The following is a 26,310-nucleotide window of genomic DNA, read 5'->3' as shown; positions in this document are numbered from 1 at the left end:
GAGCAAGCTCACGGGCGTCCGGGCCACTTCCGGCAGTTGGTCCAGTTGGTCCTTCAGTCGATCTACATTCTGCGCGCCCTTCGCCGTTATGAGACCGAACTCCGTCATGTGGGCACGGATCGCATTACCGATCTGCGTGCGCTGGCGAACCAGAAAGTCCCGCGTGCGGTGAAGAACAAGGACCGCTGAGCAGGCTTCGCTCTTGACGGCGACAAATCGCATGGAAGGCCGCATCACGGCTTCACAAATGGCGGCCGCGTCCGCAGCATCCGTCTTCCCACGCTTCACGTAAGGCTTCACATAGGACGGCGGCATCAGCCTAACGTCATGCCCCATCTCTTGAAGCCTGCGCCCCCAGTCGTGAGAACCTGCGCAAGCCTCCATGCCGATCAGGCATCGCGGACGCTTCTGGAAAACGCCAGCAACTGGCCGCGGCGAAGCTGGCGGCGCACGAGAACCCGACCGTTCTCATCGACACCATGGATCTGGAAGACGCTCTTTGCGAGGTCGATACCGACTGTGGCAAGCTCGGACATGGATGGCTCCTTTGCTCGGGACGACAACATCCCAACTATGGCGCAATGCGACGCCGGGAGCAGGAGCCATCCACACCATCAATCGAAAATGCTTTCTCCAAGCTCAAGGCCCTCATGCGCGCCAAAGCCGAGAGAACCATCAAGGCTCTGTGGGATGCCGTCGGTCCCATCATCGACCTCTTCACGCCGGCCGAATGCGCCAACTACTTCAGGGCCGCAGGATATGACCCGGATTAAACAGGACGTGCTCTAGGCAACATACCGTTGCATACCGTCCTCGTTCAGCCGGCTACCTGTTGCAGAATCGTCGCGGTCGGTAACCATCCCGACAATCATCCGTTCGCTGTAATTGACATGGCTCTGTTAACGCCGTTAACGTTTCGTTAACAAAAAACAGACAACGGCAAACGGGGCCGGGGACAATGATTTCCTCACCGAAGGCGCGAGGTGGATACCGGCGCGCGACATTTCTGGTTGGACTGGCTTTCGGCGCGTGGGCCGCGGCCCCCGCCTTCGCGGCGGGCTCCATGACTATCGGCGGCCTGACGTCGCAACCGATCGGTCACTATGAGTTCTGCCGGGCCAACCCCTCCGAATGTTCGATCCGTTCACGCGATACCGGCCCCGAGCGCATGAGCGGGGAACTGTGGCAAACCCTCGTCGACGTCAATCTCGAGGTCAATGGCGCCGTAGGGCCGGCCAATGATTTCGACATCTACGGCAAGGACGAGGTTTGGGCATATCCGGAAGACAGCATCGGCGATTGCGAAGATTACGTGCTGGAAAAGCGCCGTGAACTCGTCGCCAGGGGCTTGTCGCTTTCCAACCTGCTCATCACCGTCGTGCGCAAGAGCGATGGTGAAGGTCACGCGATCCTGACGGTGCGGACCGACCGGGGAGATTTCGTGCTCGATAATCTGACCGACGCGATACGCCCCTGGGAAGCAAGCGGCTATCATTTCCTCAAGCGGCAGGCGAGCAATCACACCGGCCACTGGGTGACGATCCGCGAGGGCCAGGCCCCGCTCGTCGGTTCGGTGCAGTAGGCCTTTCAGACCGGAAAGGCACTGGCCGGTTCCTGCGGCTAGTTGGACCGCCACCGACGTCCGGCTGTCTCCACGCCGAAGCGCGACGGCGTTCGCGCATACGCTCCAAGCCCGGCCAGCGCGGCGAGCGGATGCGTGATCACATAGATCGGCATCGTCTTCATCAGTTCGCGATGCGGCGCCTTGTCTTCGAACGCCTCGCGAAAATTTCGCTCCTTGAGCGCCGGCACGATCTTCTGGGCAATTCCGCCGGTCAGATAGACGCCGCCCCTGCTCATGAAGACCAGCGCCAGGTCGCCGGCGGTGCGGCCAAGGCAGGTGACGAAGAACCGAACCGCCTCCTCGGCAACCGCGTCGGATTTGGCGAGTGCCGCGGCGGTGATTTCAGCCGGCGTCGAAAAAAGCGGTTCCACGCCGTTGGCGCGGGCGACGGCGTGATAGGCATTCACCAGGCCGCGGCCGCACAATATCTGCTCGCCCGATATCCGACCCTCGATCGTTTCAAGAAGCGGGAATATCTGACGGTCGCGATCGGTACGCGGCCCGATATCCATATGGCCGCCCTCGCCCGGCACCGGAATCCACTTGCCGCCGGAATGGATCAGGCCGGCAACGCCGAGCCCAGTGCCCGGGCCAAGCACGACGCGCCCGGCATTCGGTTCGGCGTTGCCGCCGCCGATCTTCTCCAGATGCTCGTCGCCGAGCGCCACGACCGCCAGTGCCTGTGCCTCGAAGTCGTTGAGGACGACGACCTCGCCGACGCCAAGCGAGGAAAACATCGCCTTCGGCCGCACCACCCACGGACAGTTGGTGAGCGCGATCTCGTCGCCGTCCACGGGACCGGCGACGGCAAACACGGCCGAGCGCGGTTTGATCGAGCTATGGTCGAGCACCGCCTGCCGAACCGCTTCGTCGATGGATGCATAGCTTGCCGTCTGGACGATCCGCGGTGCGCCGGGCTCGGACGCGGCATCGGCCACGATGGCGAAACGGGCGTTGGTTCCGCCAATATCGCCGATCAGGATCGGAAATTGCAGCGCGGCCCCATCGTCGCCTCGATCAGCCATTCCACATGTCTCCGGTTTCACGCGGCGGTCGTTAGAGCGCCGTGCATCGGACGCACAAAGGACGTTCCAACACTTTGATCGAGCAGCGGATCGTTGCGAAAACCGGATTCCACTTTTCGGTCCGATGCTCTAGCCCATCCATGCGGCATCAAGGGGCGCGGATCAACGGAGAAATGATCCGCGCCCGCCAATGCCGTCGGCTAGGGCCAATCGACATTCAGGATTTGCGGCGTGGTATGAGCAAAAATCGTTCAGTTCGAGGAGCGGAGCCGAAGGCGCAGTTGCCCTGCGTCGAGGCTTCGCGACGCGGAAATGGGCGATTTTAGCCATATCCCTGCGGAACGCGGCGGATTGCGGCCCTGAATGCGTCGAAAATGCTCGAAGGGGTCTACACCGCCATGCGCTTTTCTCCTGTTCAGGACCGAAATCCGGCTCGCGCCACGCTCAAATCCTGAATGTCGATTGGTCCTAATTCGTGGGCCGTGGAAACGGCAGCGGAATACGGCGGGTGGGGGTTGGCGCGAAGGCGCTCGCCGCGATCGGGCTGGCACCGAGGACCGTTTCGATGGTGGGCTTGTCTGCGGTGGCAGGCGCGGAGGCGACAGCCGTTCCCAAGCCGCCGATCGTTACCGCCGCTTCCGAGATCGGCGACGGGGCGTCGAGCACCGCCTGGCACTCCTTTGGCAGGCTTGCCATCGTCATCACGTCTCGGGCCTTGGGTTTTTGCGGGCCCGTTGCCGGCCGCCACGGCTCCTCGGTGAACCACCAGGCCAGCGACTTGTCGCAGCCATCACCCTTCGGCGTCGCCTCCTGGCGCTTGCAGCCGGTCGACCCCGGCTGGCAGCCGATGCGGACATGGAAATGATAGTCATGGCCCCAGAATGGCCTGATCTTGTGCAGCCATGAGCGGTCGCCGGTGACCGTATCGCACAGCTTCTTCTTGATGCCGGGATGGACCAGAATACGCTCGACCTCGGGATAGTTCGCGGCGCGCCTCAGAAGTCTCGCATGCGCCGGCGTCCACAGCCGTTCGTCGACGGTCAGGCCGCCCTTGCGGATCATCGAGGTCGCGCTCACGCTCTCACGCTCCGCCGCCGAGAGCCTGCGGTCGGGCATCGGCGTCAGCCAGATATCGGCGTCGAGACCGATCTGGTGCGAGGCGTGGCCGGTCAGCATCGGGCCGCCGCGTGGCTGTGAAATATCGCCGAGCAGCAGGCCAGGCCAGCCGTCGGCCACTGCCTCGTGCGACAGTTTCTCGATCAGCCTGATCATCGTCGGATGACCCCAGCGGCGATTGCGTGAAAGCCGCATGGCCTGCCAGGTCGGCCCATCCGTGGCGATCGCGACACCGCCCGAAAAGCAGCCCTTGGAGTAGAAGCCGAATGACTTCGCGGCTGTTGCCGCGGGAAGCTTCGTTGCCCCGAACAGATTTTTTGCGAGTGTATCGGCACTCGCCAGGGGCGCAGAAAGCAGGATGGCTGCGAGCGCTGCCGCGACCAGCCGCGTTGCATCGCGAAAAAAACTTCTCATGCGTTCTTCCATTCGGTCCGGCCCCCGCCCACAAGCTTGAGACGCCTTGGTTACTGAATCGTGAACCGACGATTACCGGCAGAATAATGACATGAGGTCCAATCCCGATTACCCGGCTTTCATCGGGCTGCGGGCCCGGCCATTCCTCCAGTTCCCCGCCTGCCACATCGCATCGAGCGCAACCCGATAGTCCGGGTAGCGGAAGCGGTAGCCGGCGCGCTTGATGGACGCGTTCGAAACGCGCTTGTTTTCGCCGTAGAATGACCGCGCCATCGGCGTCAATTCGGCCGTTTCGAATGGAATTTCCGGCGGCGGCTCGACACCCATCAGAGCGGCGGCATAGGCAACCACATCCTGCGGCGGAGACGGCAGATCGTCGGTGACGTTGAAAACGCCGCCCCGGCCAAGGCCCGCAAGGTGCCAGACCGCGCCGGCAATGTCTTCCGCATGGATGCGGTTGAACACCTGATCGGGCTTAACCAGCCGCTTGGCAGTGCCGTTCGCCAGATTGACGAAGGCGTTGCGCCCCGGCCCGTAAATTCCCGAAAGCCGCAGGATCGCCACCGGCAGTCCAGTTTGGCGGCCGATTTCCTGCCATGCCAGTTCGGCCTGGAGCCGCAGCTTCGAACGTTGCGACACCGGCCGGCATTCGCCCGCTTCGTCCACCCATGCGCCGACATGGTCGCCATAAACGCCGACAGTCGACAGATATCCGATCCAGCCGAGATTCGGCATATTGTGGGCGATCGTCTCCCCGGCCGCGTTGAGCACCGGATCGCCGCTCTCGCCAGGCGCGATGGAGATCAGCAGATGCGTTGCCTGCTGAAGAGCCTGGACTACTTCCGGCGTCAGTTCGCCGTCGAAAATGTGCGGTGCGATACCCTCCGCCCGCAGCGCCTCGAATTTCGCCTCGGACCGCGTCGTACCGGCAATGTCGAACCCGGCAGACCTGGCCCGCGCCACCGCCAGTCCAGAATAGCCGGCGCCGAAAATGAACAGGTTTCGGCTCATGCGCTCGTCCCTTCCGTTTCGCGCTCACCGGCGACGAAAGCCCACTCATCGCGCACGTCCGCATCTTCCTCGCCATCTTGCCGCAACGCAAGCAGGGCGGCGCGATCCATCAGCCGCGACAACGCCCACACTGCAGCGCCCCGCACCAGCGGCGACGGATCGGCAAGCAGCTTGCGGCAGGCCGGAACCAGCCCGCCATCGCCGGAATTGCCGGCCGCGATCAGCACATTGCGCAGGAAGCGGTCACGGCCGATGCGCTTGACCGGCGAGCCGGAGAAGAAGGCGCGGAACCCGGCGTCGTCGAGCGCCAGGAGATCGGCAAGTGCGGGGGCGCGCAGATCGTCGCGCGCTACGAGTTTCGCTTCCGACGCCGCTTGAGCGAACTTGTTCCACGGGCACGCCGCCAGGCAGTCGTCGCAGCCATAGATCCGGTTACCGATCGCTTCGCGAAATTCGTGCGGGATCGGCCGCTTGTTTTCGATCGTGAGATAGGAAATGCACCGCCTTGCATCGAGCCGATAGGGCGCTGGAAAAGCATGCGTCGGGCAGGCGTCGAGGCAGGCACGGCATGAGCCGCAATAATCGGGTTCCGGCCGATCCGGCGCCAGTTCGGCCGTGCAGAAGATAGTGCCGAGGAACAGCCAGGAACCGAACTCGCGGCTGACCAGATTGGTGTGCTTGCCCTGCCAGCCTATGCCGGCGGCTTGCGCCAGGGGTTTTTCCATGACGGGCGCCGTATCGACGAACACCTTCACGTCGCCGCCGGCCTTGGCTACCAGCTTGCCGGCAATCTCCTTCAGCCGGCCCTTCATGACGTCGTGATAGTCGCGGTTGCGCGCGTAGACCGAGATCGCACCATGTCGCGGCATGGCCGACAATTCGCGCGGATCGTCCGAAGGTCCGTAGTTCATCGCCAAAACGATGATCGAGCGCACGTCCGGCCATAGCGTCGTCGGATCGGCGCGCCGCGCCAGCGTTTCGGACATCCACTCCATTGAGCCATGGAATCCCTCTGCGACGAATTCGGCGAGGCGTGCCGGCGCCTGCGGGATAGCATCGGGGGTGGTTACGGCAACCGCATCGAAGCCGGCGCGGTGCGCCTCGCGGTCGATCAGCTGCCGCAGCGCGAGAGCCTTGTCCGGCCGATCAGAAATCGAGGTCCGCATAGTGGGATACCGGCGAGAGGCCGCGCACGCGGTCGCCAAGCAGCGGGCGGAACGACGGTCTCGACTTCACCCGCGCATACCATTCTCGCGCCGCGCCATGCCCGTTCCAGTCGATCTCGCCGAGATAATCGAGCACCGAGATCGTCGCGGCGGCGGCAAGATCCGCATAGGTTATTCGTGAGCCCGCCAGCCAATGACGGGTGCCCGCCAACCAGTTGGTATATTTCATGTGCTGACGGATATTGGCGCGTGCCGCCCGTATCGCCGCCGAATCGGGCGAACGGCCGGCCATGTCGCTCGGCATCTGCGGCTTGAGTACCCGCTCGCGCACCAGATGGCGGGTCACCTCGCTGTCGGCCTTGGCCAGGTACCAGTCGACGAGGCGGCGTATCTCGGCGCGATCCATCGGGTCCTCGGCCAAAAGCCGCTTGTCGCGCTTGAGTACGCCACGGGTTTCATCGAGATATTCGGCAATCACATTCGCGCCGACAATGGGCACGTCGCCTTCGGCCAGAAGGACCGGCAGCGTGCCTGCCGCGTTCAGCTGCAGAAACTCCTTGCGGCGCGCCCATGGCTTCTCCTCGATCAGCGCAAGCTCCTCGCCATACTCGCCGAATGCGAGGCGAACGAAACGGCACGAAGCGAACATGGGGTGATGGAAAAGCGTCAGCATTGTCCTGCGGTGAAAAAGCGCGCTGGTCATTTTGGGGCCGCGCCGGTATTTCTATGCACACGATTCCCCGGGAGGTCGAGGCGTCACGACCTATAGGGGGTGTTCCGCGCCGTGACAAGCGAATGCCCTCGCTTCACATTCCCGTTCAACGTCCTTGAGTGCCCAATGGAAAATCAGACGATCGTGGAAGCCCTTCTGCTTGGCCTGCTCGAAGGGCTGACCGAGTTCATCCCCGTTTCGTCGACCGGGCATATCCTGCTGGCCGGCCATTTCCTCGGCTTCGAATCAACCGGCAAGACCTTCGAGGTGCTGATCCAGCTCGGCGCCATATTGGCGATCCTGACGGTCTATTCCGCCCGCCTGTGGAAAATAGCTACCCAACTGCCGCGCGACATCGTAACTCAGCGCTTCGTGCTCGGCATTCTGGTGGCTTTCCTGCCGGCCGCCGTCATCGGCGCGATGGCACATGGCTTCATCAAGACGGTGCTCTTCGAATCGCCGATGCTCATCTGTATCATGCTCATCATCGGCGGCTTCGTGCTTCTCGGCGTCGACCGCCTGGCGCTGAAGCCGAAATATCACGACGTGATGGAATTTCCGCTGTCACTCTGCCTCAAGATCGGGCTGTTCCAGTGCCTGGCGATGATTCCGGGCACCTCGCGTTCGGGCGCGACGATTGTCGGCTCGCTGCTGCTCGGCGCAGACAAGCGTTCGGCGGCGGAGTTTTCGTTCTTCCTGGCTATGCCGACCATGGCCGGCGCCTTCGCCTATGACCTTTTCAAGAACCGCGACATCCTGTCGGCGGCCGACCTGCCGATCATAACGGCGGGCTTCGTCGCGTCCTTCATCATGGCGGTCATTGTCGTCCGCACCCTGCTCGGCTACGTCTCGCGCAAGGGCTATCGGGTCTTCGCCTGGTGGCGGCTCATCGTCGGCGGCATCGGCCTGGCCGCGTTGCTGATCTGGGGCTGACGGGCCTGAGTTTCCAGACTTAAATCCAGCCGGCTATCCCGCGCCGCAGAAGATCGAGCGCGAGAATGGTGATGCCGATCTTGAACCACTTCCGAAACACCTCCTCGGGCATGCGCTCAAGAAGCCTTGTGCCGAAGATCGTGCCGAGGAAGCCGGAGCAGATCATCAGCAGCACCAGCGGCAACCAATCGCCAAAGGCGAAACCGGCAAGTCCGAACACCACGATCTTCAGCGCGTGCTGAACCGTCATCGCGGCGGCATGGGTCGCGACCAGCGCCTTGCGCTCGTTGCGGAAGAACTGTGCGAAAACCGCCGAAACCAGGGGTCCGGTGGCGCCCACCATCATGCTGAGAACGGCAAGGAACACGCTCCAGACGATCAGCCCGAACCGGCCGATGCTTTCTATGCCGGGAATTTTGAACCAGACGATGGCGATGATGAAGCCGCCAAGGACCAGCTTCAGCAGGCTGTCTGGCAGTTGCACCACCAGGAAGACACCGGCAATCGCCCCGATGATGCTGCCGCCTATGAACGGGCCGGCCACCTCCATGCGAACATTTTCGCGTTGATGCCAGGCGCGGCCGGTGTTGGAGCCGAACTGCACCGCGCCATGCACCGGAATGAGGGCGGCGACTGGAATGAACAGGCCCATCAGCGCCAGCATGGCGAGGCCGCCTCCGACGCCGAAAGCGGCGGTCAGTGCCGAGGTGAAGAAGCTCGCCACCACCAGCAGCGCACCAACCCAGACGCTCAGGTCCGCTGGCAAGAGAGCTGAAACCGCCTCCATGCTAGCGCGCGGCCTCAGGCGAAGGTCTTGCGCGAAAACTGGCCGGCGGCACGGTAGCGCCAGAGATAGGTCGGCAGGATGGCGGCAGTCGATTGCGGCAAGATGCCGAGACCGGCAAAGGTGCGAAGCTCGTTTTCCGCTTCCGTCGAAACGACATTATCGGAGCGCAGCAGGAGCACCTGATCCGAGGTCAGCAGCTTGCCGGGCAGCCTGCCGAGGATCGCTCCCTGCAACCGGGCGAGCCACCACGGCACCGTTACCAGCCAGCGGTCGCGGCCGATCACTTCGAGCATCTCCTCCATGCATTCCCTGAAACTCGCGACATTCGGCCCGCCGAGCTCATAAATCCTGCCGCCCGCGACAGTGCCGTCGACCGCGCGCGCGATCGCCTCGGCGACGTCGGCGACATAGACCGGCTGGAAGCGCGTCTGTCCGCCGCCGATCAGCGGCAGCACCGGCGAAAGCCGCGCTATGGCGGCAAATCTGTTGAAGAAGGCGTCTTCCGGGCCGAACATGATCGAGGGACGGAAGATCACCGCATCGGGGATCGTCGCCAGAACGGCCTTTTCGCCGCGCGCCTTGGTGCGCGCGTAGGACGAAGGCGACCGCGCGTCAGCGCCAAGGGCCGAGATATGGGTGAGCCCGGCGCCGACCGCGCGAGCCGCCTCGGCTACAGTGCGCGCGCCAAGTTCATGTACGGCCGGAAATTTCTGGCGGCCCGTCTCAGCCAGGATGCCTACCAGATTGATGACATGGTCGGCGCCCTCGACCGCCCGATCCACCGACCAGCGCACGCGCAAATTGGCTTGCACCGCCTGGATCTGCCCGACATTGCCGAGCGGCTGCAGATGGCCCGCCAGATCCGGGCGCCGGCAGGCGACACGCACCCGATAGCCGCGCCTGGCCAATTCCCGCACGACGTGGCGGCCGACAAAGCCCGATCCGCCGAAAACGGTAACGAGTTTCGGGGTCTGCAGGATTTCTGTCATGGCTGGCTCCGTCATGCCTCAGGCGTCGCAACGGACGTGTATTAGTCGGTTTCGCGGCAAAGGCAAAGAGCACAGCACGGCGCTTTCCGCCGCATCTCGCAAGCGAAAAAGCCCGCCGGCGTCTATCCGGCGGGCTGTTCGTCTGACCAGCCGTGACGGCTGTTAGAATTGGCGGCCGAGTCTGGCGTCCACCGAATGCCGGTTGCCGCCGCGAATGGCGAAGAAGATGAAGATCGCCGCCCAGAGAATCGACTTTTCAGCGCCGCCATAGCCCTGGCCCATGGTGATCCAGTGAAACCAGACCGTCACCAAAAGCACGATCGTCGCCGCGACGGCGGCAGGCCGCGTCAGCAGGCCGAGCGCAATAAGAATGCCGCCGAAGAACTCGGTTGCGGCCAGTAGCGGCGACCAGAATGCGCCTGGATAGAAGCCGAGGCCCTCGACCATCTCGATGGCTCCGAACGGATTGACGATCTTGACGGCGCCATGTGTGACGAGCGCCAGGCCCGCAACGACTCGCAGCAGGGTTTCGGCTCCCTCATGCAGGTTGCGGTAAAGACCGCCAAGTGCGGGAATGATCAGGCGTCCGCCCGGTGTTGTATTGGTCGCTTCGGCCAAGTCCATCTCCTATTGTGGTCGAATCGCATGCAGCGCCGGCTGCTTTTCGCACCCAAACGTCAGATGGACGGCTCACGGTCAAATCAACAAGGCTTGAACGCTCTCGATAGCTGCTTTGGAATTCTTCTGCGGTGGTGGGATATTGGCTGGAACGCCGCACCCGTAGCACTCGAACGTTGGAGATATGCAATGATCGTGAAAGAAATCGATCGAGAGGGCTGCATTGCCGTTTTGGCCGCTTCCCGTGTTGCACGGCTGGCCTGCTGCAAGGACGGGCAGCCTTACGCCGTGCCGATCCACTATGCATTTGACGACCAGCATCTCTACAGTTTCTCGATGCCGGGCCAGAAAATCGAATGGATGCGCGCCAACCCGCTCGTCTGCGTTCAGGTAGATGACCTTGTGACCAGCCGAGATTGGCGAAGCGTGGTCGTTTACGGCGTATATGAGGAACTACGCGACAGGATCGGCTGGAAGCGCGAGCGCGACCGGGCCTGGTCACTTCTGGAAAAACATGCCAACTGGTGGGAACCTGGCAGCCTGAAACCTGTCCGACAGCCCGTTGCCCCAGGCTCGTCGCATCTCTTCTACCGGATTAAAATCACCAGCGTCACCGGCCGCCAGACAGATGAAGACAATCTGAGTCTATAGGTCGCGGGTCAGGCCCGACAGGGAACATCGGCGCCTGCGCCGCGTTGTGCCCGCTAAAGCACTGCGCCGCCCGGGGCGCAACTTGCCGTGTTGGGGACGTCAATGGCGCCGCGTTCTTTCTGGAAGGGCTATCTGAAGCTTTCGCTCGTCACCTGCCCGGTGGCGATGACGCCGGCCACCACCGAGAACGAAAAGGTCCGCTTCCACACGCTCAGCCGAAAAACCGGCAATCGCGTCGTCAGCCAATATGTCGATGCGGTGAGCGGCAAGCCTGTCGACGAGGACGATGAGGTGAAGGGCTATCCGCGCGGTGAAGACGATTACGTGCTCTTGGAGGATGACGAGCTGGAGGCGGTCGGACTCGAAAGCACCCGCACCATCGATATCGAAATGTTCGTCGATGCCGCCAGCATAGGCTGGATCTGGTACGACAAGCCTCACTACCTCACGCCGGACGACCCGGTCGGCGAGGAGGCATTTTCGGTCATCCGGGACGCCATGGCCTCGACCGGCACGGTCGGAATTTCGCGCCTGGTCATGTATCGACGCGAGCGTGCGGTGATGCTTGAGCCACGCGACAAGGGCATCGTGCTCTGGACCTTGCGTTATGGCGACGAAGTGCGCGACCCGAACGATTATTTCGGCAAGATCGGCGACGCCAAGGTCGATGCCAAACTCATGGAACTGGTGACCACATTGATCGACGAGCGCACCAAGAAGTGGGACCCCAGCATGGCGGGCGACCCGGTCCAGGCGCGGCTGCTCGACATCATCGCCGCCAAGAAGAAGGGCAGAAAGCGGCCGGCCAGGAGCAAGGCCGAAGCCGAAGAGCCGCCGAGCAATGTGATCAGTATCATGGACGCGCTGCGCAAGAGCATCAGCAAGGAGAGCGCAAAGCGAAAATAGCTTACGCAGCCGGCATCAATCGATATCTGAACCGGTTACGGATAAACGCATTGAAGAATCTGCCCTTGGATCGCGCTCTCATGAAGGCCGCATAAGTTTCTTGAGGTACGTCCTCATAGTCGTAGCGCTTCCCGCTCGCCACGAACCAGACCGACAGTGTCCGCGTCTGCGGGTCATACTGCGTTCTGGCGATCGAAGTCGACGGCATCCCGTCTTCCAACCATCGGAAATCAGGCCGCATTCTTGCGGCGCGACCTGGCAGCTTCTAGCGGGACGGCAGCCGAACGGAAGTCAGCCCATGGGTCGGACGCCAGAGAGGCCAGCCGCGTCGGCGTGTTTTCCACGGTGAAATAAGCCGGGCCTATGGCGGGGCTGAGTTCTTCCCAGGCCAGGGGCATCGAAACGGCGGCGCCCGGCCGGGCGCGTGTCGAATAGGCCGCGACGGCGGTGGCCCCGCGCTGATTGCGCAGATAGTCTATGAGGATCTTGCCTACCCGTTTCGACTTGGTGATCGTGGCGACGAAACGATCCGGACTGTCGGCAGCCATCGCATCGGCGATCGCCTTGGTGAACGTCTTGACCGCGGCCCAGTCCGCCTTCGGCTTGAGCGGCGCCACCACGTGCAGTCCCTTGCCGCCCGATGTCTTGACGAAGGGCGCAAGACCCGCCTCCTTCAAGCGGTCGCGCGTCTCCTCGGCCGCCGCGATGACGGCTTCCCAATCCACGTTCTCACCCGGATCGAGGTCCATGATGATCATGTCCGGCCGCTCCCAGTTTTTGACCGTCGATCCCCAGGGATGAATTTCAAGGACCGCCGACTGGACCAGACCGATCAACCCATCCAGATCGTTGATGCTGATGAGTGGCTCGTCCGGCGGGTCCTTCGGGTCGTTCACCAGCACGATATTGGGGTTCAGCCCCTTCCAAGCGTGCTTCTGGAAGAACTTCTCTCCGGTAATGCCATTCGGACATCGCAGAAGCGCCAGCGGCCGACCGACGAGATAAGGTTCGATGCAGGGCCAGACTTCGGCGTAATAGTCCGCCAGCCCGCCTTTGGTGACGCCCTCGTCCGGCCAGTAAAGCCGGTCCGGATGGGTGAGCTTCACGCTCGATCGCTGCTCTTTCGACATGGTCTTCGATGCCTTCGGTGTTTCGCGCACGATCTTGCGCGCGAGCTTGTCCTCTCGCAGTCCCCGGAAAGAGGCGTGGCGCAGATGGCCGTCGGCGGTCCAGGCCCGGAATTCGACTTCCGCCACCAGCTCGGGGCGCACATAGCGGGCCTGCCGCGCTTCCTCCGCGGTCAGTCGCTCGTCGAACGGGCTCGAAGGAATTCTCATCCGCTCCAGCCTGCTGAACAAATCCTCGGCCACCGTTGCCGTGTATCCGGTACCGACGCGGCCGACATGCCGCAGCTTGTCGCCTTCGTAGACACCGAGCACAAGCGAGCCGATCGCCTTGCGCGATATGGTCGAGGGCACGTAGCCGGCGACAACGAATTCCTGCCGCGCCGAGCACTTGGATTTCACCCAGCTCTTGCTCCGCCCGGCGCGATAGGGTGCATCGCGCAGTTTGGAGACGACGCCTTCAAGGCCGAGCCGGCAGGCATGCTGCAGCACCAGATCGCCGTTCTCCTCGAAATGGCTGCTGTAGCGGATGATGCCTGCCCGGTGGCCGACGATCTGCTCCAGCAATTCCTTGCGCTTAACCAGCGGCAACCCGGTCAGATCATAGCCATCCAGATACAGGAGATCGAAGACATAGAAGCGGAAACGGTCGCTACGGCCTTCGCTGAGGTCGGCCTGCAATGCCGAGAAATCGGAAGTGCCGGACCTGGTCTCGACGACAAGCTCGCCGTCGATCAGGGCCTTGCCTATGGGGAGCTCCTGCAAGGCGCCCAGCAACTGCTTGCCGAATTTCTTCGTCCAGTCGAGGCCGCTGCGCGTCAGCAGCTTCACGCGGCCCGGCTCGATGCGCGCCTGCAAACGGTAGCCGTCGAACTTGATCTCATGGAGCCAGCGCGCCCCTGCGGGGGCCGACGAAACCAGTGTCGCCAGCGTCGGTTCGACGAAATCGGGCAGCGCGGCCTTTTTGGCGCCCTTGATCTTCGATGCATCGGGGAGATCAGGAGGCGGACTTTCCTCCCGCGCCGGTGCTGCCCGGCTCCTGCGTGCATTCTTGCGAATCCGGCCGGTCTTCGACGACCAGCCCGGTTCTTCGCCGGCGACCTCGGCGATCACGCGGCCCGTCTTGACCGATTCCGGCCGCTCCTCGAGTATGTCGGGGTCGGTTTCGGAACGCGCCGCCTCGTCCTCTCCCTTGATCAGCAGCCAGTTCTCGCGCTTCTCGCGCGGCTTGCCCTGCATGCGCACGAGATGCCAGCGACCCGAAAGCTTCTCGCCTTTGAGCTCGAATTCAAGGTGGCCCTTGGCGTAGCCCTTATGGGGGTCATAGATCGGCGTCCAGGTGCCGCGATCCCATAGGATCACCGTGCCGCCGCCATATTCGCCCTTCGGGATGGTGCCCTCGAAGCCGCCATATTCGAGGGGATGGTCCTCGACATGAACGGCCAGGCGTTTCTCCCCGGGCACAAGGCTCGGACCTCGGGTTACGGCCCAGCTCTTGAGGACGCCGTCCATCTCCAAGCGGAAATCATAGTGCAGGCGCGTCGCATCGTGCTTCTGGATGACGAAGCTGTTGCCGGATTTCCGGGCCTTGCGGCCCTTGGGCTCGGGCGTGGTGGAGAAGTCGCGTTTCTTGCGGTAGGTTTCGAGCGCCATGCGTCAGCTCGCTTTTCGCCGGGGCGCGGCCTGCGCGGTCTTGCGCGCGCTCGGCTTCGATTTCGCGGCAGCCTTGGCGGAAGCGCTTTTCTTGCCGACACCCGCGCTCTGCCGCAAAGCCTCCATCAGATCCACGACCTTTTCGCGCTTCGGCTCCTTGCGGACCTTGATCTCCCGCCCCTCGATCTTTGCCTTGACCAGCTCGGCAAGTGCTGCCTCGTAGCGGTCGTCGAATTCGGCTGGAGCGAATTTGCCCCGCTTCGTGTTGATGATGTGCTCGGCAAGCTCCAGCATCTCGCCCTTGATCTTCATTTCGGGCACGTCGTCGAAAACCTCCTTCGACGAGCGGACCTCGTAGTCGTAGCTGAGCGTCGTTGCGAGAAGGCCGTCACCCTCCGGACGGATCAACAGCGTGCGCACACGCCGGAAGAGCACAGCCTGGGCGATTGCCGCGACCTTCTTTTTGCGCATGCCTTCCCGGATGAGCGCGAAAGCTTCCTCGGCATGCTTGTCCGTCGGGGTCAGGTAGTAGGGCTTGTCGAAATAGACGTCGTCGACATCCGAGCGGCCGATGAAGGCCGAGACCGACAGGGTCTTGTCGCTTTCAGGCACCGCGGCAGCCACTTCATCGGGCTCGAGCACGACATAATCGCCCGACCCGAGCTCGTAGCCCTTGACCTGATCCTCCTTCTCCACCGGCTTGCCGGTACTGCTGTCGACGAACTGGCGATGAACGCGGTGACCGGTTGCGCGATTGATGGTGTGGAAGGCAATGCGCTCGGAGGTGGACGCGGCGGTGTAGAGCGCCACCGGACAGGTGAGCTCGCCAACTTTCAGGAAACCCTTCCAGTTTGCTCTCGGCGCCAAAACGCGGCCTCACTCTTACTTGCCATGGTTTCGCTATGGCAGGATGAAGCACTTCAACGTGTCCGCGCGGGGATTTGTTCCCGCAGTCGCCCGTCGACTCCTATGACCGAACCGGGCTACAGCAAGCGGGCAAGCGTGGTCGCGAGTTTTTCCCTTGTATAGGGCTTGTCCAGCACCGGCGCTTCCCGCGCAATCTCCCCCGCGCCATCCCCGTATCCCGTAGCAAAAACGATCGGCACCTTCCGGGCCCTCAGCACCTCGGCGACCGGGTCGATGCGTTCACCACGAACATTGACGTCAAGGACGGCGGCATCGATCTCCTCGGATTGCGCCAAGGCCAGACCGTTGGCGATCGTCAGCGCGGGCCCGACCACGGTCGCGTCGAGTTCGGCCAGCATATCCTCGACCATGAGCGCCACGATGGCCTCATCCTCAACGAGGAATATTCGCTTGCCCGACAACGTGCTCACTGGAGGCTCCTCCCGTGCTATGCCAACGGTGCGTCTATCGAGCAGACAAGCCCGTCCGGCCTGAATTCGATGCTCACTTCGCCGTCGAGGTCCTGGGCGAGCGCTCTCTCCACCAGCCGCGAGCCGAAGCCGCGGCGCTTCGGCGGCAAAACCGCTGGGCCGCCCTGTTCGCGCCAGACCAGCTTGAGCCGAGGCTGCGGGCCGTCGGCACGGGTCCATTCCACAGAGATTTCGCCGACATCATTGGAAAGCGCGCCATATTTGACCGCATTCGTGCATAGTTCGTGCAGACCCATGGCGATCGCCAGCGCCGCCTTTGGCTGAAGCAGGACACGCGGCCCCTTCAGGAAAATGCGCCTGGCGTGTGCTCCCTGTACCTGCAAGGCGTCGACTGCGAGCTGCAGCAGCGAAGCGTTTTCCCAGCTCGCCTGGGTCAAGAGATTGTGGGCGGCGGCAAGCGCCACAAGCCGGCCTTCGAAAGCGGTTCTCGCCCCGGCCGATGCTTCGTCGCCCTTGAACGTCTGATGCGCGATACCCTGAACGACGGCCAGCGTGTTCTTGACTCGATGGTTGAGTTCGGCCAGGAGCAGGTCGCGCTGCGAATCTGCCCGCTTGCGCTCGCTGATATCGACCACGGCCGCGAGCGTCATCAGCCCATCGCTGGTCTCGATCGGGCTCAACCCGACCTCGACAGGCACTTCCGTCCCATCTTTGCGCAGAGCTACAATCGTTTCGCCGGCACCTATGGGACGAGCGGTCGGCCCTCCGTTCAGGTCGCTTCGAAATTCCGCCTGCGTGCTGCTGCGCAAGCGCTCCGGAACGAGAATTTCGATCGGCTCGCCGACCAGCTCGTCGCGGCTATAGCCGAACAGCTTTTCGGCGTGGGTATTCACCAGCAGGATTCGCCCTTCTCCGTCGGTCATCACCATGCCGCTGGGGGCCGCTTCGACCGCAAGCCGAAACCTTTCCTCGCTGTCGCGCAGGGCTTTTTCGGCCTGCTCCCGCTCGGTGATATCGACATTGACCCCCGTCATGCCGCGGAATTCGCCTCTTGCGGAAAAATATGGCTGCGCATCCGTCTGGAGAATGCGGTACTCGCCACATGAGTTACGGTAGCGACCCTTCATGGCGACGCTGCACTTTTTGTCCAGCGCCTCCCTGATGCGGCTGCGGATATCGGGTGCATCTTCGGGATGAATCGTCGACTGCCAGTCGAAATCGGCAATCGACGCCGCATCGACGTTCCAGAATTCGCGCAGCATGCTGTTGAGATGCAGGCAGCGGCCCTCGATGTCGCTTGTCCAGATCATCACCGGCGCATGTTCGGACATGAGACGGAATCGCTCTTCCGACTGGCGCATTTCTTCTTCGGCGAAACGGCGCGCCTGCTCGGCTCGCATCCGTTCAAGACTGAACCCCACCTGCCGGGCAATCGCCACGGCAAGTTCGGTCTCATGATCGGCGAAGTCATGGGGCGTCTGGTAATAGGTCATGAACTTCCCGACCACGCCGCCCTGCGCCATCAGCGGGATGAAGGCAAGCCCGCGTATGCCTTCCATCTTGATGGTGGACTTGATCCACTCAGGCTCCTCGGTGTCCTCGATGTCCGAAACGAAGATCGGCAGCGGGTCCGGCTCGCCAGGTTTCCATGGCGAATGGCCTTCCAGCGTATGGCGGTAGGTGTCGGAAAGTCCGCGCCAGGCGACAAAGCGCATCACGCCCGCTTCGTCAAAGAGAAGAACCGAGGCACGGCTACAGCCTAGTGTGCTCAAAATGGCGTCGAGCGCCGCATCGAAGACATCGTCCAACGATCTGGCGCGGTATAGTTTGTCGGTCAATCGGTAAAGTGCGGTGAGCTCGTCGACCTGCTTGACGAGCGTCTCGTGTCCGGCCGCGCCGGGAGGCGCCTTCTGGTGCATTAGCTGCTCCGTTGCGCGTGCTGAGCGAAAAACTCTACAGCACGATCGAACGCTTTTAAAGGTAGAACCCTACAGCTTCCGGTGGGCGAGCGACTGTCGCTCAGGCTTGACTAAATGCGCAATAAAAACACCGGAAAGAGGCCCGTCACCTCAATGGCGACGGGCTCCTCGCCGGGGATCGAGGGAATATCCTCGGCCGGGCGTTGGACAGGCCCGCATCCAAACGGTCCATCTGCAGGAAAGTTCCAATCAGCGCCCCAACAACTTCAGGAACGCTTTCGCCCTCGAAGTCTTATGGTTCCAGCCATTGAATGGAGCCAAGACAATGCCTGGAGACAAGAACGATCGCGAGACCGGCGCTCGCAAATACCCAGCCGTTCCGGAGGAATATAATCGCGACGAGGCTATTGATGCCGCGCTTCCGGACAAGCCGGAACCTTACGACTGACTGAAGCGCCGGACGATTCTGCCGAAAAGGACGCCGCCGAACATCCGAAGCCGTCGAAGGCCGGGCGCCTGCCTAAAGCTTGACTGGTTGACCTTGCCGCAGCTTCGTCAGACATTCCCGTCGGCCGATCCGATCCGGTCCAGGAACCGACCGAGCCGGCCGCGCGAATAGGCAAGCCCGTGATATACCGTCAGTGCCGCGCGCGCCCAGAACAGATAAATGCCCGGCCGATGCATTCGCTTCGCCAGCCAGAACATCCGGTGGCTCCAGATACTGATCCGGCTGCGCATCCAGTAGATCGACCTGCGCCGCAATGACAAGCCGCCCCAGCGTGGCGTGACACGCTTGTTGGGACGCAGGCCAAGCGTCGGCCAGCTCAGCCTGAAAGCCAGCCCCTCTCGCCGCTGCCTGAACCCGGCGGCCTGGGTCGCTTCGACGAACTCCTGATCGACAGGCCGCAGATCGAGGCGACGGTCGGCGATAGCCGCGCGCACCAGCATGTGAAGCACCGGCGAGCGGACGATCACCACATTGGTTCCGCGTCCATCCGACGAGTAAGGCTCCACCCACGCATCGCCGAAGGAGATATCGGCGGTCTCGGCGACAACGTCGTCGCAGAAGTCGCAAGCGGAGTTCTGGAAGAAACCGGCTCCCCAGTCGCCGTCGACCAGATGCCACCAGTCCTTGCTTTTCTTGGCACCACCCCTGAGCGTCAGTTGCGCGGTGTACCAGTTTGCCGGGCGTGCGGGGTCTTTCAGGCGGTATTCGACGCTCTCCACCTCATCGACACCCGCACCCATCTGCCAGGCGAAGCTTTCCACCATACGGGCGCTCTTCATGTGGCCGCAGAAAAGGCCGAGCGTGAAAATCACCCGCTCGCGCAGCACCGCGTCTTCGGCGCGCAAAAGGTGTAGCGCCTTGATGAAGCACGGTATGCCCACCACCGCGTAACGCCCTGGTGTCGCGCGGATCGCCTCGATTACGCCTGACAATTCCACCGGATAATATCTGGATTTGGCGCCACGCTTTACCTCCTCTTCGCTTCGCGAGACCTGATAGCGAAAGAAGCGGCGATCGGGGTCCGACCCCGCGCTCGCCACGACATGGGCAATGCTGTCCACCAGACCAGTTCGCAAGAGCTCGGCCGCAACCCAGCTGACCATGCCGCCCGAACTGCCGGATGCGCGGAAATCCTGTTCCCGCGCGTGGCCGACATAGGCGGCTTCGAAACGGCCAGTCAGGCCATCTCGATGGCTGGCGGCAGGAAAGCGGCCGGCAGCGAGCTCGTATTCATTCCGGGAAAGTGGCGAAAAGGGACAGGTCCTTGAGAAGGCCGGTGTGCGTTCACGCATCCATTCGGCCGGACCGTGGGGCTTGAACTGGCCGTAACGATCGAGTTCCATCCGCACATCGGGCCGGTCGGCCTGCGCCACGCAGCTGCCGCAGCCTATGCAAAGACCCGATCTTACGATGTCCCTTGGGCTCACCCGCCGGCCGCTCGGCAACCTTGCCGCGACGTCAGTGGAGCAGGCCATTCAGATAGGCCTCCGACCGCTGCCGAAGGGCCGCTATGCGCATGGAAATCTCCGGTTCCAACGCCTGCTCCAGAATTTGCGCATAGTGAGCTTGCGGCGTGGCTTGCGACACCAGGTGATTTTCCGCACCCACCATGGATGCGAGGTCCTGGACCTTGCTGAGGCGGTAGTCGGACGCGGCGCAGACAAACGGCTTTTCGTTAAGAAGCGCGAAGATGCATCCATGAAAGAAGTTGGTCGCGACCGCCTCTGCCTTGCTCATGAAGCCTGCGAAATCTTCCGGCCCCGCGGTGATCCATTGTTCGTCGGCCCAGTCATTGCGGTAGCCAATGCTGGCGAGACGGTAGCCGTGCGACGCCGCCCAATTCCGAAGCGATTGTTGGAACCAATCGGGAAAACTATGGCCGTAGAGCGCGACATAGGGCCGATGCGCTTCCTTGTGGCTGGCGGTGATCTCACCTGGAAACTGCAGGCAGGGATCCAGAACAAGTTCCGGCTCGTAATCGAGTGCATCCTGAACGATGCGCCGCGAGTTCTCGTCGCGGATCGATATTCCGGCAAACTTGCGCAGCATGGCTACCCGCTCGTGGTCCAGCCCATCGGATGCCGGGTGATTGCCGAAGCTCGCCGCATAAGAGGCAAGGCGCTCGGTCTTGAGACCCTCGCCGTAGAAAAGCCGATAGCCGCCGTACCAGGGATGCCGCTGGTTCCAGACCTCGTCACTGCCGACAATCACAAGATCGTAGTCGTCCATATTGTCCGGATCATCGAGCGTGAAAGGCGCCGAAACCGGCAGCGTGGCGAAGGCGTCGAAGAATCTTCGCGTCTTGAGCGCGTAGAGCGGATAGTCCGACTTGGGCGTGGGTACCGGCAGAAGCGGCTGCAAGGCGCACTTCCACTCCGCCCGATTAACGCTGCGCGAATCATGGTCCAGGAGTACCGCTTCCTGGCCGCGCGCACGAAGCCCTTCCACCAGGCATCGCGCCTGCCAATAGGAGCCGTAGTTGATGCAACGGTGAAACGTCAGGACGCCGATTTTCTGCGGAGGAGACATGCCACCTCGCATAATGACAAATCTGCAATGGGCGAACGAATGCGATGTAATGCGCCATCGCGGCCAAAGTTCCATGCCGAGCCGGCTCGGCAGGCTCCGCCGCGATCAACCTTCGGCCTTCCTCGTCCGCGCCTTTTCAATAAGGATTTTCCGATCGCGCCCATATTTTCGGATCAGGTCACGGGCCTGATTGGGCGAAAGATCGGTATTTTCAGCAAGATATTTCACGTCCTCGTCCATTGCGCCGGATTCGCCGGCCCCAGCCGGACCGGGCTCCGTCTGCGTGCGTCTTACGAATTCATGCGCGCTGTCGAAGATGCCGGCGCTTTCGTTCTCCACAAGCAAGGCCAGACCCTTTTTTTCAAAAATCTCGAACCACTCATCCCATTCGACGAGTTCGTAGCCCCCGGCATTCTGCGGGCGTTCACCCTGATCCTGATCCTGATACGCGGCCTGGTCGAACACGAGGCGCAGCAGAGGCTGGGTCCCACCTTCCGTCGACATATCGACGATGGCCGGCGCTCCCATACGGGCGGCCGCCCAATTGCGGATTTCATCGTGATCGATCAGCATGATGGTCATTGTCTCGGTCTCCCGTGGTGAGCAAGCGCCCCAGAGCGCGCGATAAAAAGGCCGCCGCCCCTCAGGGCGGCAAGCCTTCACTGCTTCGAGCACTCCCCCTTTGGGAAGCAGCAGCACAACGACGCTCCGCAGATTTGGTTGCGTCCCTGCGGTGAAGGGACTTTCCTAGACCGCCCATGGCCGCAACGCCGATGGAATCTTCAAATCGCCCGGAACCTCGACGCTGGCGGCGCTCCCGCGAGCGGCTCCAGCACTGCCTTGAAAGCCCGATCGTGCACGATATCTGTGGCGCAAGCTGGATATCGGCTTCCTGGCGGTGGAGAGCTTGCAGGCGCAGAACACGTCCAGCGCAGTCACCCCTGCCAAGGCGAGGAAAGTGATGCCGACCGCCGGACGACGCCTGGCGGACCTGCCGCCGGCCGCGAGGGCAGCGATATCGAGGACGTCTCCCGCGACCCTGCCCCAAATCCAGGGCGTCGGACGCGACGACAGCAGCACGGCCAATCCGTTTGCAACTTCGCGAAAGCCGAAAATGCGAAAGAGCTTTCGCTGGCGCGGCGTTTCCAAGACACGTGCAAGTGTGCCGGGCGCCAGTATTTCGATCGCACCGAGCCCGATCGACAACCATCCGAGCGCACGCGCAAGCTGCAAGCCGGAGGCGTCCCCTACGGTCGATTTCCTGCTCTGGAACATTCTCGCCCCTCCTAGGGCCTCGCTTGCGGCTTGAGGACCACCTTCACGCAGCCGTCCTCCTTGTCGCGGAACGTCTTGTACATCGCCGGGCCTTCGTCCAGCGAGGTCGTGTGGGTGATGACGAAAGAGGGATCGATCTGCCCCTCCTCGATGCGTCGGAGGAGATCGTCGGTCCAGCGATTGACGTGGGTCTGGCCGGTGCGCACGGTCAACCCCTTGTTCATTAGGGCGCCGAGCGGAATCTTGTCGGAAAGGCCGCTATAGACGCCGGGAACGGAAAGCACGCCGGCCGGGCGACAGACATAAATCATCTCGCGCAGGACATGAACGCGATCGCTCTCCAGCATCATTGCCTGCTTCACGCGGTCGTAAAAGGCATCGAGCGATGAGGTGGCATGCGCCTCCATGCCGACCGCATCGATACATTTCTCCGGGCCCTTGCGGTCGGTCATCTCGTTGAGCCGGTCGACGACGTCCTCTTCGGCGAAGTCGATGGTGTCGGCGCCGCCGGCTCGCGCCATTTCGAGGCGCTCGGGAACATTGTCGATCGCGATCACCCGCTTTGCGCCAAGCAGGATCGCGCTGCGGATCGTCATCTGGCCGACCGGACCGCAGCCCCATATGGCGACGGTGTCCGTCGGCTGGATGTCGCACTGAATCGCCGCCTGCCAGCCGGTCGGAAATATGTCGCCCAGGAACAGGGCCTGTTCGTCTGTCAAAGTATCCGGCACCTTCACAGGGGTGACGTCGGCATATGGCACCCGAACATACTCGGCCTGGCCACCCGGATAACCGCCGGTCAGGTGCGAGTAACCGAACAGCCCGGCGGTCGAATGGCCGAAAGCCTTTTCCGCCAGATCGCGCTTGCGGTTGGATCGTTCGCAAACGGAGAAATAGCCGCGGCGGCATTGTTCGCATTCCCCGCAAGCGATGGTGAAGGGCACCACGACGCGATCGCCTGTCTTGAGACGCTTGTTGCCGGCGCCGACCTCCATGACCTCGCCCATGAATTCATGGCCCATGATGTCGCCGCTTTTCATTGCGGGATTGTAGCCGTCATAGAGATGGAGATCGGAGCCGCAGATGGCGCAGCTGGTGACGCGGACGATTGCATCGCGAGGCTGCTCTATTTGCGGGTCCGGTACTTCCTCGCAACGGATGTCCTTCGTGCCGTGCCAAACCAAGGCCTTCATTTTTCCTTCTCCCGTCGCGTTGAGGGGGGCGGCCACCGTCTGAAGACGCCCCGAACCTCCACTGCCTGAAAAGGTTCCGTCCTCGATGGAAGGGTGAAGAGGGTCGAAGGAATGTTGCTTGGAGGCCGGGAACCATTGAGGCTTCACCTCGTTCCTCTGACGCTTCTTCGAGCCATTCAGCGCTATAAACTATTGAAGGGAGGCACTGCTATAATGCGGCCGCCGCGGAAAGCTGATCGGAGTCGACAACGCGATTCCGACGACGAGATCGTCAGCTTGATTCCGGCACTTCGTGCCTTTGCCCGCACCTTCTGTCACGAAGTTTCCGACGCTGACGATCTTGTACAAGAAACCCTGACAAAAGGACTTGCCGCGATAGATCAGTTCTCGCCGGGCACAAGTCTCAAATCCTGGCTATTCACCATCATGCGCAATACATTCTACACTCGCATCAAATCCTACATGCGAGAGGCTCCCGGTCGTATCGACTGTATTTCGGGAAAGCCTGTGATGATGGCTTCGCAGGAATGGTCCATCCGGGCGCTGGAACTCAAACATGCGATCCAGCGGCTGCCCCAGCAACAAAGAGAGGTCCTTGTGCTGATCGGCGTGCTTGGAACGAGCTACGAAGACACGGCCGGCATCTGCGGATGCGCGGTCGGAACCGTCAAGAGCAGACTTAGCCGCGCGCGTCTGAGGCTTCTCGATGAACTCGGGGAAAAGTCACTACAGACGCTCTTCGAAACGTCCGTCGTCTCAACGGCGCCGGCAACGCACAGCGCCAGTCGACGGTGACTCAATTGGGGCTCGAACGCTGCCTTTTGGCGGCAAGGGCCCCCTGCAGTTGCTCGGCCAAGACGAGAAGCCTGTTGGGAGTCTTCTCTCTTTCGATCTCGGTCAGGAGCATGCGAATTTCCAGGTCGAGAAGCGCAGGCTCGAGCGGACCGGCTTCATTCGGCAGTTCAACATCGGTGCTCGATCGCGGCATCCAAAGCCCCATAACATAGGTTAAAGCCCTTCATTGCAAAGATCGGTGGAGTCGCGGAAATTTGCAATAGAGAGCCTGAAATATGCTTGCGGGGACCTGAACGCTGGACAAAGCGCCCCCTTCAGGCCGCCGGGTGCCGCAACCCGGCCGCATCCAGTCCAGACCCGGCATATCGCCGAATCATTTCCGCGCAGAATTGCGCAAACTCCTCGGGAACCAGCGGCGGGCTTGTATGGTGGGGCATCAATCCGCGATGTTCGGGAGTGAAGCAGAAGGTTACGGTCACATCGAAATCGGCGAGCGCCTCCATCTGGCGATCGAACCAGCCGAGCGCATTCGGCCGAAAGCTGTCGGCCCAGGAGAGGCCGGTTCGTAGCGACTTCACACCGAGACGCTTCAGCCATCCGACAGCGTCGTCCAGCCGGTGGTCCTCGAAATGGAACCACTGCACGATGCCGATGTCAGGCGTGTAGCGCGCGAACCGATCGAGTGCGGGCTTCGGCGAGCCGTCTTCCCGCAACAGGCCCATATGGAAGTGCCGGTAGTAGGACGAGCCCTCCGCCTCCCGATGGCGCGTCGTCGCCTCCCAGGTGCTCGGCAGGTCATAGAGACTGTACCATTGGATGCGCGGCGACTTGCCGACCAGCAGTTCGGCCGTGCGCTGCAATCCCCAGAGCTGCACTTCTTCCGCACCGAAGCTCGAGACGCCGACTTCGCTCACCCATACCGGCAGGTCGGTGACGGCGCGGATTTCTTCGAGCTTGGCCGGCCATTCGTGAATCTGCCACAAGTTCCAGTCGAGCGGAAAGCCGTGCACCGCAACGGCATCGACATGATCCAGCACGCCGTGAGCGGACATGCGGCCGATGAACGCCGGATCGATCGGCGAAATGCCGCCCAGCACTTTCGTCAGGCGGGGATTTTCGTGAGCAATCGCATCAGCGGCCAGAATGGCCATTTCCGAAAAGCGGAGCCATTCCGCGTCGAGCTCCGGGTCCCAATGCGATTTGTTATTGGGCTCGTTCCATATCATCGCTGCTTCGATCATGCCTGCCTCGTCGTCGCGCCGGGCAGGCCACAACCATCCGGTACTTCGGCAAGCCCGCAAATATAGACCTCGTCTTCGGGGCGGCTGATGATGCTGAAGCCGGCGCTCCTCAGCATCGCCTCCACGCAGGCGCGGTTCGGTATCCACCAATTGGTCGGATCGTCGGCATATCGATGCTCGACGAAGTGAAGCTTTGGAAATCCGGGCTCGTCGAAATGTTCCCGTTCCCAAAAGGGGTAGTTCGCTTCGACGACGGTCACCGCATCGCTGCCGCGCTGCATCGACTGGAACACCAGCATGTCGCCTGCCACGTAGTCGCGGATGATGTCGAGCGCCAGGAGCGGGTGGCGCAGATGGTAGAGAACGCCCATGAACAAAACGACGTCGAACTTCTCCCCGAGCAGGCCCAGGTCGTAGACCGACAGCCGTCGAAACTCGATCTCGACGCCGGCGACAGAAGCGGCGAAGCGGGCCTGGGCCAAATACGCATCGTCGAAGTCGATTCCGACCACGCGCTCGGCGCGCCGGCGCTTCATTTCGATGGAGTAGAAGCCGGCATTGCATCCGATGTCGAGCACGGTGCGTCCGGTCAGGTCGGCTGGGATAGCGTCGGCAAATTTCCGCCATTTCACATAGGGGTAGTTGCCGAGGAAATGGCCCGGTGCGGTTTCGACGCCGGCAAGATCGATATTGTGAAACCACGGACCGAGCGCTTCGACCTGGCGGCGTATCTCACTGCTGGAAAGCTGCATGCAGACTATCCTTTCGCTGCGGCCGCCCGCAC

The 26,310-nt window shown here is 62.3% G+C and carries 27 protein-coding genes and 2 pseudogenes; 7 read left to right on the top strand and 22 right to left on the bottom strand.

What is annotated here, in order from left to right; all coding sequences use genetic code 11:
* Positions 1-536: pseudogene (locus ACLKMW_RS11675) on the bottom strand (IS110 family RNA-guided transposase); the annotation flags it as partial.
* 66 nt (positions 537-602) lie between these two features.
* Between ACLKMW_RS11675 and ACLKMW_RS11670 the strand changes: the two are divergent.
* Together ACLKMW_RS11670 and ACLKMW_RS11665 are read left to right on the top strand one after the other, a co-directional pair.
* Positions 603-773: pseudogene (locus tag ACLKMW_RS11670) on the top strand (IS630 family transposase); the annotation flags it as partial.
* A 185-nt stretch (positions 774-958) separates the two neighbouring features.
* Positions 959-1,582 carry a transglutaminase-like cysteine peptidase gene (locus ACLKMW_RS11665; protein ID WP_415724636.1) on the top strand — a complete coding sequence of 208 codons (624 nt, stop codon included), beginning with the start codon at positions 959-961 and terminating at the stop codon, positions 1,580-1,582.
* A gap of 38 nt (positions 1,583-1,620) precedes the next feature.
* Here the strand turns inward: ACLKMW_RS11665 and ACLKMW_RS11660 are convergent, their stop codons facing one another.
* The 5 genes from ACLKMW_RS11660 to ACLKMW_RS11640 all read right to left on the bottom strand — a co-directional run bounded on the left by ACLKMW_RS11660 (position 1,621) and on the right by ACLKMW_RS11640 (position 7,029).
* Positions 1,621-2,649 carry a glucokinase gene (locus ACLKMW_RS11660; protein ID WP_415724635.1) on the bottom strand — a complete coding sequence of 343 codons (1,029 nt, stop codon included), beginning with the start codon at positions 2,647-2,649 and terminating at the stop codon, positions 1,621-1,623.
* A gap of 468 nt (positions 2,650-3,117) precedes the next feature.
* On the bottom strand, positions 3,118-4,179 hold the full coding sequence (gene mepA / locus ACLKMW_RS11655; RefSeq protein ID WP_415724634.1) for a penicillin-insensitive murein endopeptidase: 1,062 nt from the start codon (positions 4,177-4,179) through the stop codon (positions 3,118-3,120).
* A gap of 108 nt (positions 4,180-4,287) precedes the next feature.
* Positions 4,288-5,190, bottom strand: a complete 903-nt coding sequence (locus ACLKMW_RS11650) for an SDR family oxidoreductase (protein ID WP_415724633.1) — start codon at positions 5,188-5,190, stop codon at positions 4,288-4,290.
* On the bottom strand, positions 5,187-6,356 hold the full coding sequence (queG, locus tag ACLKMW_RS11645; RefSeq protein WP_415724632.1) for a tRNA epoxyqueuosine(34) reductase QueG: 1,170 nt from the start codon (positions 6,354-6,356) through the stop codon (positions 5,187-5,189). The genes ACLKMW_RS11650 and queG overlap by 4 nt, the downstream gene beginning before the upstream one ends.
* Entirely contained in the window at positions 6,337-7,029 is a 693-nt protein-coding gene (locus ACLKMW_RS11640) for a glutathione S-transferase family protein (RefSeq protein WP_415724642.1), read from the bottom strand. The genes queG and ACLKMW_RS11640 overlap by 20 nt, the downstream gene beginning before the upstream one ends.
* A 165-nt stretch (positions 7,030-7,194) precedes the next feature.
* Here ACLKMW_RS11640 and ACLKMW_RS11635 point away from each other — a divergent pair, with 165 nt between their 5' ends.
* A complete protein-coding gene (locus tag ACLKMW_RS11635; protein WP_415724631.1) occupies positions 7,195-8,001 on the top strand; it encodes an undecaprenyl-diphosphate phosphatase in 807 nt (268 codons plus the stop codon).
* 19 nt (positions 8,002-8,020) lie between these two features.
* Here ACLKMW_RS11635 and ACLKMW_RS11630 read toward each other — a convergent pair whose 3' ends face one another.
* From ACLKMW_RS11630 to ACLKMW_RS11620, 3 genes are all read right to left on the bottom strand, one after another.
* Positions 8,021-8,767: a sulfite exporter TauE/SafE family protein gene (locus ACLKMW_RS11630; RefSeq protein WP_415724630.1), complete on the bottom strand. Its 747-nt coding sequence runs from the start codon at positions 8,765-8,767 to the stop codon at positions 8,021-8,023.
* A gap of 35 nt (positions 8,768-8,802) precedes the next feature.
* The gene (locus ACLKMW_RS11625; protein WP_415724629.1) at positions 8,803-9,777 is read right to left on the bottom strand and encodes a complex I NDUFA9 subunit family protein; all 975 of its coding nucleotides are present in this window, start codon (positions 9,775-9,777) and stop codon (positions 8,803-8,805) included.
* 162 nt (positions 9,778-9,939) lie between these two features.
* A complete protein-coding gene (locus ACLKMW_RS11620; RefSeq protein ID WP_415724628.1) occupies positions 9,940-10,401 on the bottom strand; it encodes a DoxX family protein in 462 nt (153 codons plus the stop codon).
* A 21-nt stretch (positions 10,402-10,422) separates the two neighbouring features.
* On the opposite strand from ACLKMW_RS11620, the gene ACLKMW_RS11615 reads away from it, so the two are divergent.
* Positions 10,423-11,046 (top strand): pyridoxamine 5'-phosphate oxidase family protein, encoded by a 624-nt coding sequence (locus ACLKMW_RS11615; RefSeq protein WP_415724627.1) that lies wholly within the window; start codon positions 10,423-10,425, stop codon positions 11,044-11,046.
* A 102-nt stretch (positions 11,047-11,148) separates the two neighbouring features.
* On the top strand, positions 11,149-11,952 hold the full coding sequence (ku, locus tag ACLKMW_RS11610) for a non-homologous end joining protein Ku (RefSeq protein WP_415724626.1): 804 nt from the start codon (positions 11,149-11,151) through the stop codon (positions 11,950-11,952).
* Position 11,953: 1 nt separating this feature from the next.
* On the opposite strand, the gene ACLKMW_RS11605 is transcribed toward ku (ACLKMW_RS11610), so the two are convergent.
* From ACLKMW_RS11605 to ACLKMW_RS11585, 5 genes are all read right to left on the bottom strand, one after another.
* Positions 11,954-12,160, bottom strand: a complete 207-nt coding sequence (locus ACLKMW_RS11605) for a KTSC domain-containing protein (protein WP_415724625.1) — start codon at positions 12,158-12,160, stop codon at positions 11,954-11,956.
* A 22-nt stretch (positions 12,161-12,182) separates the two neighbouring features.
* Positions 12,183-14,729 (bottom strand): DNA ligase D, encoded by a 2,547-nt coding sequence (gene ligD, locus ACLKMW_RS11600; RefSeq protein ID WP_415724624.1) that lies wholly within the window; start codon positions 14,727-14,729, stop codon positions 12,183-12,185.
* 3 nt (positions 14,730-14,732) lie between these two features.
* A complete protein-coding gene (gene ku / locus ACLKMW_RS11595; protein ID WP_415724623.1) occupies positions 14,733-15,596 on the bottom strand; it encodes a non-homologous end joining protein Ku in 864 nt (287 codons plus the stop codon).
* 116 nt (positions 15,597-15,712) lie between these two features.
* On the bottom strand, positions 15,713-16,066 hold the full coding sequence (locus ACLKMW_RS11590) for a response regulator (RefSeq protein WP_415724622.1): 354 nt from the start codon (positions 16,064-16,066) through the stop codon (positions 15,713-15,715).
* 17 nt (positions 16,067-16,083) lie between these two features.
* On the bottom strand, positions 16,084-17,985 hold the full coding sequence (locus ACLKMW_RS11585; protein ID WP_415724621.1) for a PAS domain S-box protein: 1,902 nt from the start codon (positions 17,983-17,985) through the stop codon (positions 16,084-16,086).
* Between the two features lie 325 nt (positions 17,986-18,310).
* Here ACLKMW_RS11585 and ACLKMW_RS11580 point away from each other — a divergent pair, with 325 nt between their 5' ends.
* On the top strand, positions 18,311-18,433 hold the full coding sequence (locus ACLKMW_RS11580) for a hypothetical protein (RefSeq protein WP_415724620.1): 123 nt from the start codon (positions 18,311-18,313) through the stop codon (positions 18,431-18,433).
* A gap of 107 nt (positions 18,434-18,540) precedes the next feature.
* Here ACLKMW_RS11580 and ACLKMW_RS11575 read toward each other — a convergent pair whose 3' ends face one another.
* The 5 genes from ACLKMW_RS11575 to ACLKMW_RS11555 all read right to left on the bottom strand — a co-directional run bounded on the left by ACLKMW_RS11575 (position 18,541) and on the right by ACLKMW_RS11555 (position 23,490).
* Positions 18,541-19,968: a Coenzyme F420 hydrogenase/dehydrogenase, beta subunit C-terminal domain gene (locus ACLKMW_RS11575; protein WP_415724619.1), complete on the bottom strand. Its 1,428-nt coding sequence runs from the start codon at positions 19,966-19,968 to the stop codon at positions 18,541-18,543.
* Positions 19,952-21,022 carry a polysaccharide pyruvyl transferase family protein gene (locus ACLKMW_RS11570; RefSeq protein ID WP_415724618.1) on the bottom strand — a complete coding sequence of 357 codons (1,071 nt, stop codon included), beginning with the start codon at positions 21,020-21,022 and terminating at the stop codon, positions 19,952-19,954. Before ACLKMW_RS11570 ends, ACLKMW_RS11575 begins: the two co-directional genes overlap by 17 nt.
* Positions 21,023-21,127: 105 nt before the next feature.
* Positions 21,128-21,604 (bottom strand): hypothetical protein, encoded by a 477-nt coding sequence (locus ACLKMW_RS11565; RefSeq protein ID WP_415724617.1) that lies wholly within the window; start codon positions 21,602-21,604, stop codon positions 21,128-21,130.
* 165 nt (positions 21,605-21,769) lie between these two features.
* Positions 21,770-22,297, bottom strand: coding sequence for a cyclase dehydrase (locus ACLKMW_RS11560; RefSeq protein WP_415724616.1), 528 nt, complete (start codon positions 22,295-22,297; stop codon positions 21,770-21,772).
* Positions 22,298-22,308: 11 nt separating this feature from the next.
* Positions 22,309-23,490, bottom strand: coding sequence for a zinc-dependent alcohol dehydrogenase (locus tag ACLKMW_RS11555; protein WP_415724615.1), 1,182 nt, complete (start codon positions 23,488-23,490; stop codon positions 22,309-22,311).
* 213 nt (positions 23,491-23,703) lie between these two features.
* Here ACLKMW_RS11555 and ACLKMW_RS11550 point away from each other — a divergent pair, with 213 nt between their 5' ends.
* Positions 23,704-24,285, top strand: a complete 582-nt coding sequence (locus ACLKMW_RS11550; RefSeq protein ID WP_415724614.1) for a sigma-70 family RNA polymerase sigma factor — start codon at positions 23,704-23,706, stop codon at positions 24,283-24,285.
* Between the two features lies 1 nt (position 24,286).
* Here ACLKMW_RS11550 and ACLKMW_RS11545 read toward each other — a convergent pair whose 3' ends face one another.
* The 3 genes from ACLKMW_RS11545 to ACLKMW_RS11535 all read right to left on the bottom strand — a co-directional run bounded on the left by ACLKMW_RS11545 (position 24,287) and on the right by ACLKMW_RS11535 (position 26,278).
* Complete coding sequence (locus ACLKMW_RS11545; protein WP_415724613.1) at positions 24,287-24,478, bottom strand: hypothetical protein; 192 nt, start codon at positions 24,476-24,478, stop codon at positions 24,287-24,289.
* A gap of 121 nt (positions 24,479-24,599) precedes the next feature.
* On the bottom strand, positions 24,600-25,526 hold the full coding sequence (locus ACLKMW_RS11540; protein ID WP_415724612.1) for a glycoside hydrolase 5 family protein: 927 nt from the start codon (positions 25,524-25,526) through the stop codon (positions 24,600-24,602).
* Positions 25,523-26,278, bottom strand: a complete 756-nt coding sequence (locus ACLKMW_RS11535) for a TIGR04290 family methyltransferase (protein ID WP_415724611.1) — start codon at positions 26,276-26,278, stop codon at positions 25,523-25,525. Before ACLKMW_RS11535 ends, ACLKMW_RS11540 begins: the two co-directional genes overlap by 4 nt.
* Positions 26,279-26,310 lie beyond the last annotated feature (32 nt).

The organism is Borborobacter xinjiangensis (assembly GCF_047739745.1).
Taxonomy (GTDB): domain Bacteria; phylum Pseudomonadota; class Alphaproteobacteria; order Rhizobiales; family Rhizobiaceae; genus Pseudaminobacter.
The sequence above is the reverse complement of the archived record's forward strand: the minus strand, read 5'-3'. Positions and strand labels throughout refer to the sequence as shown.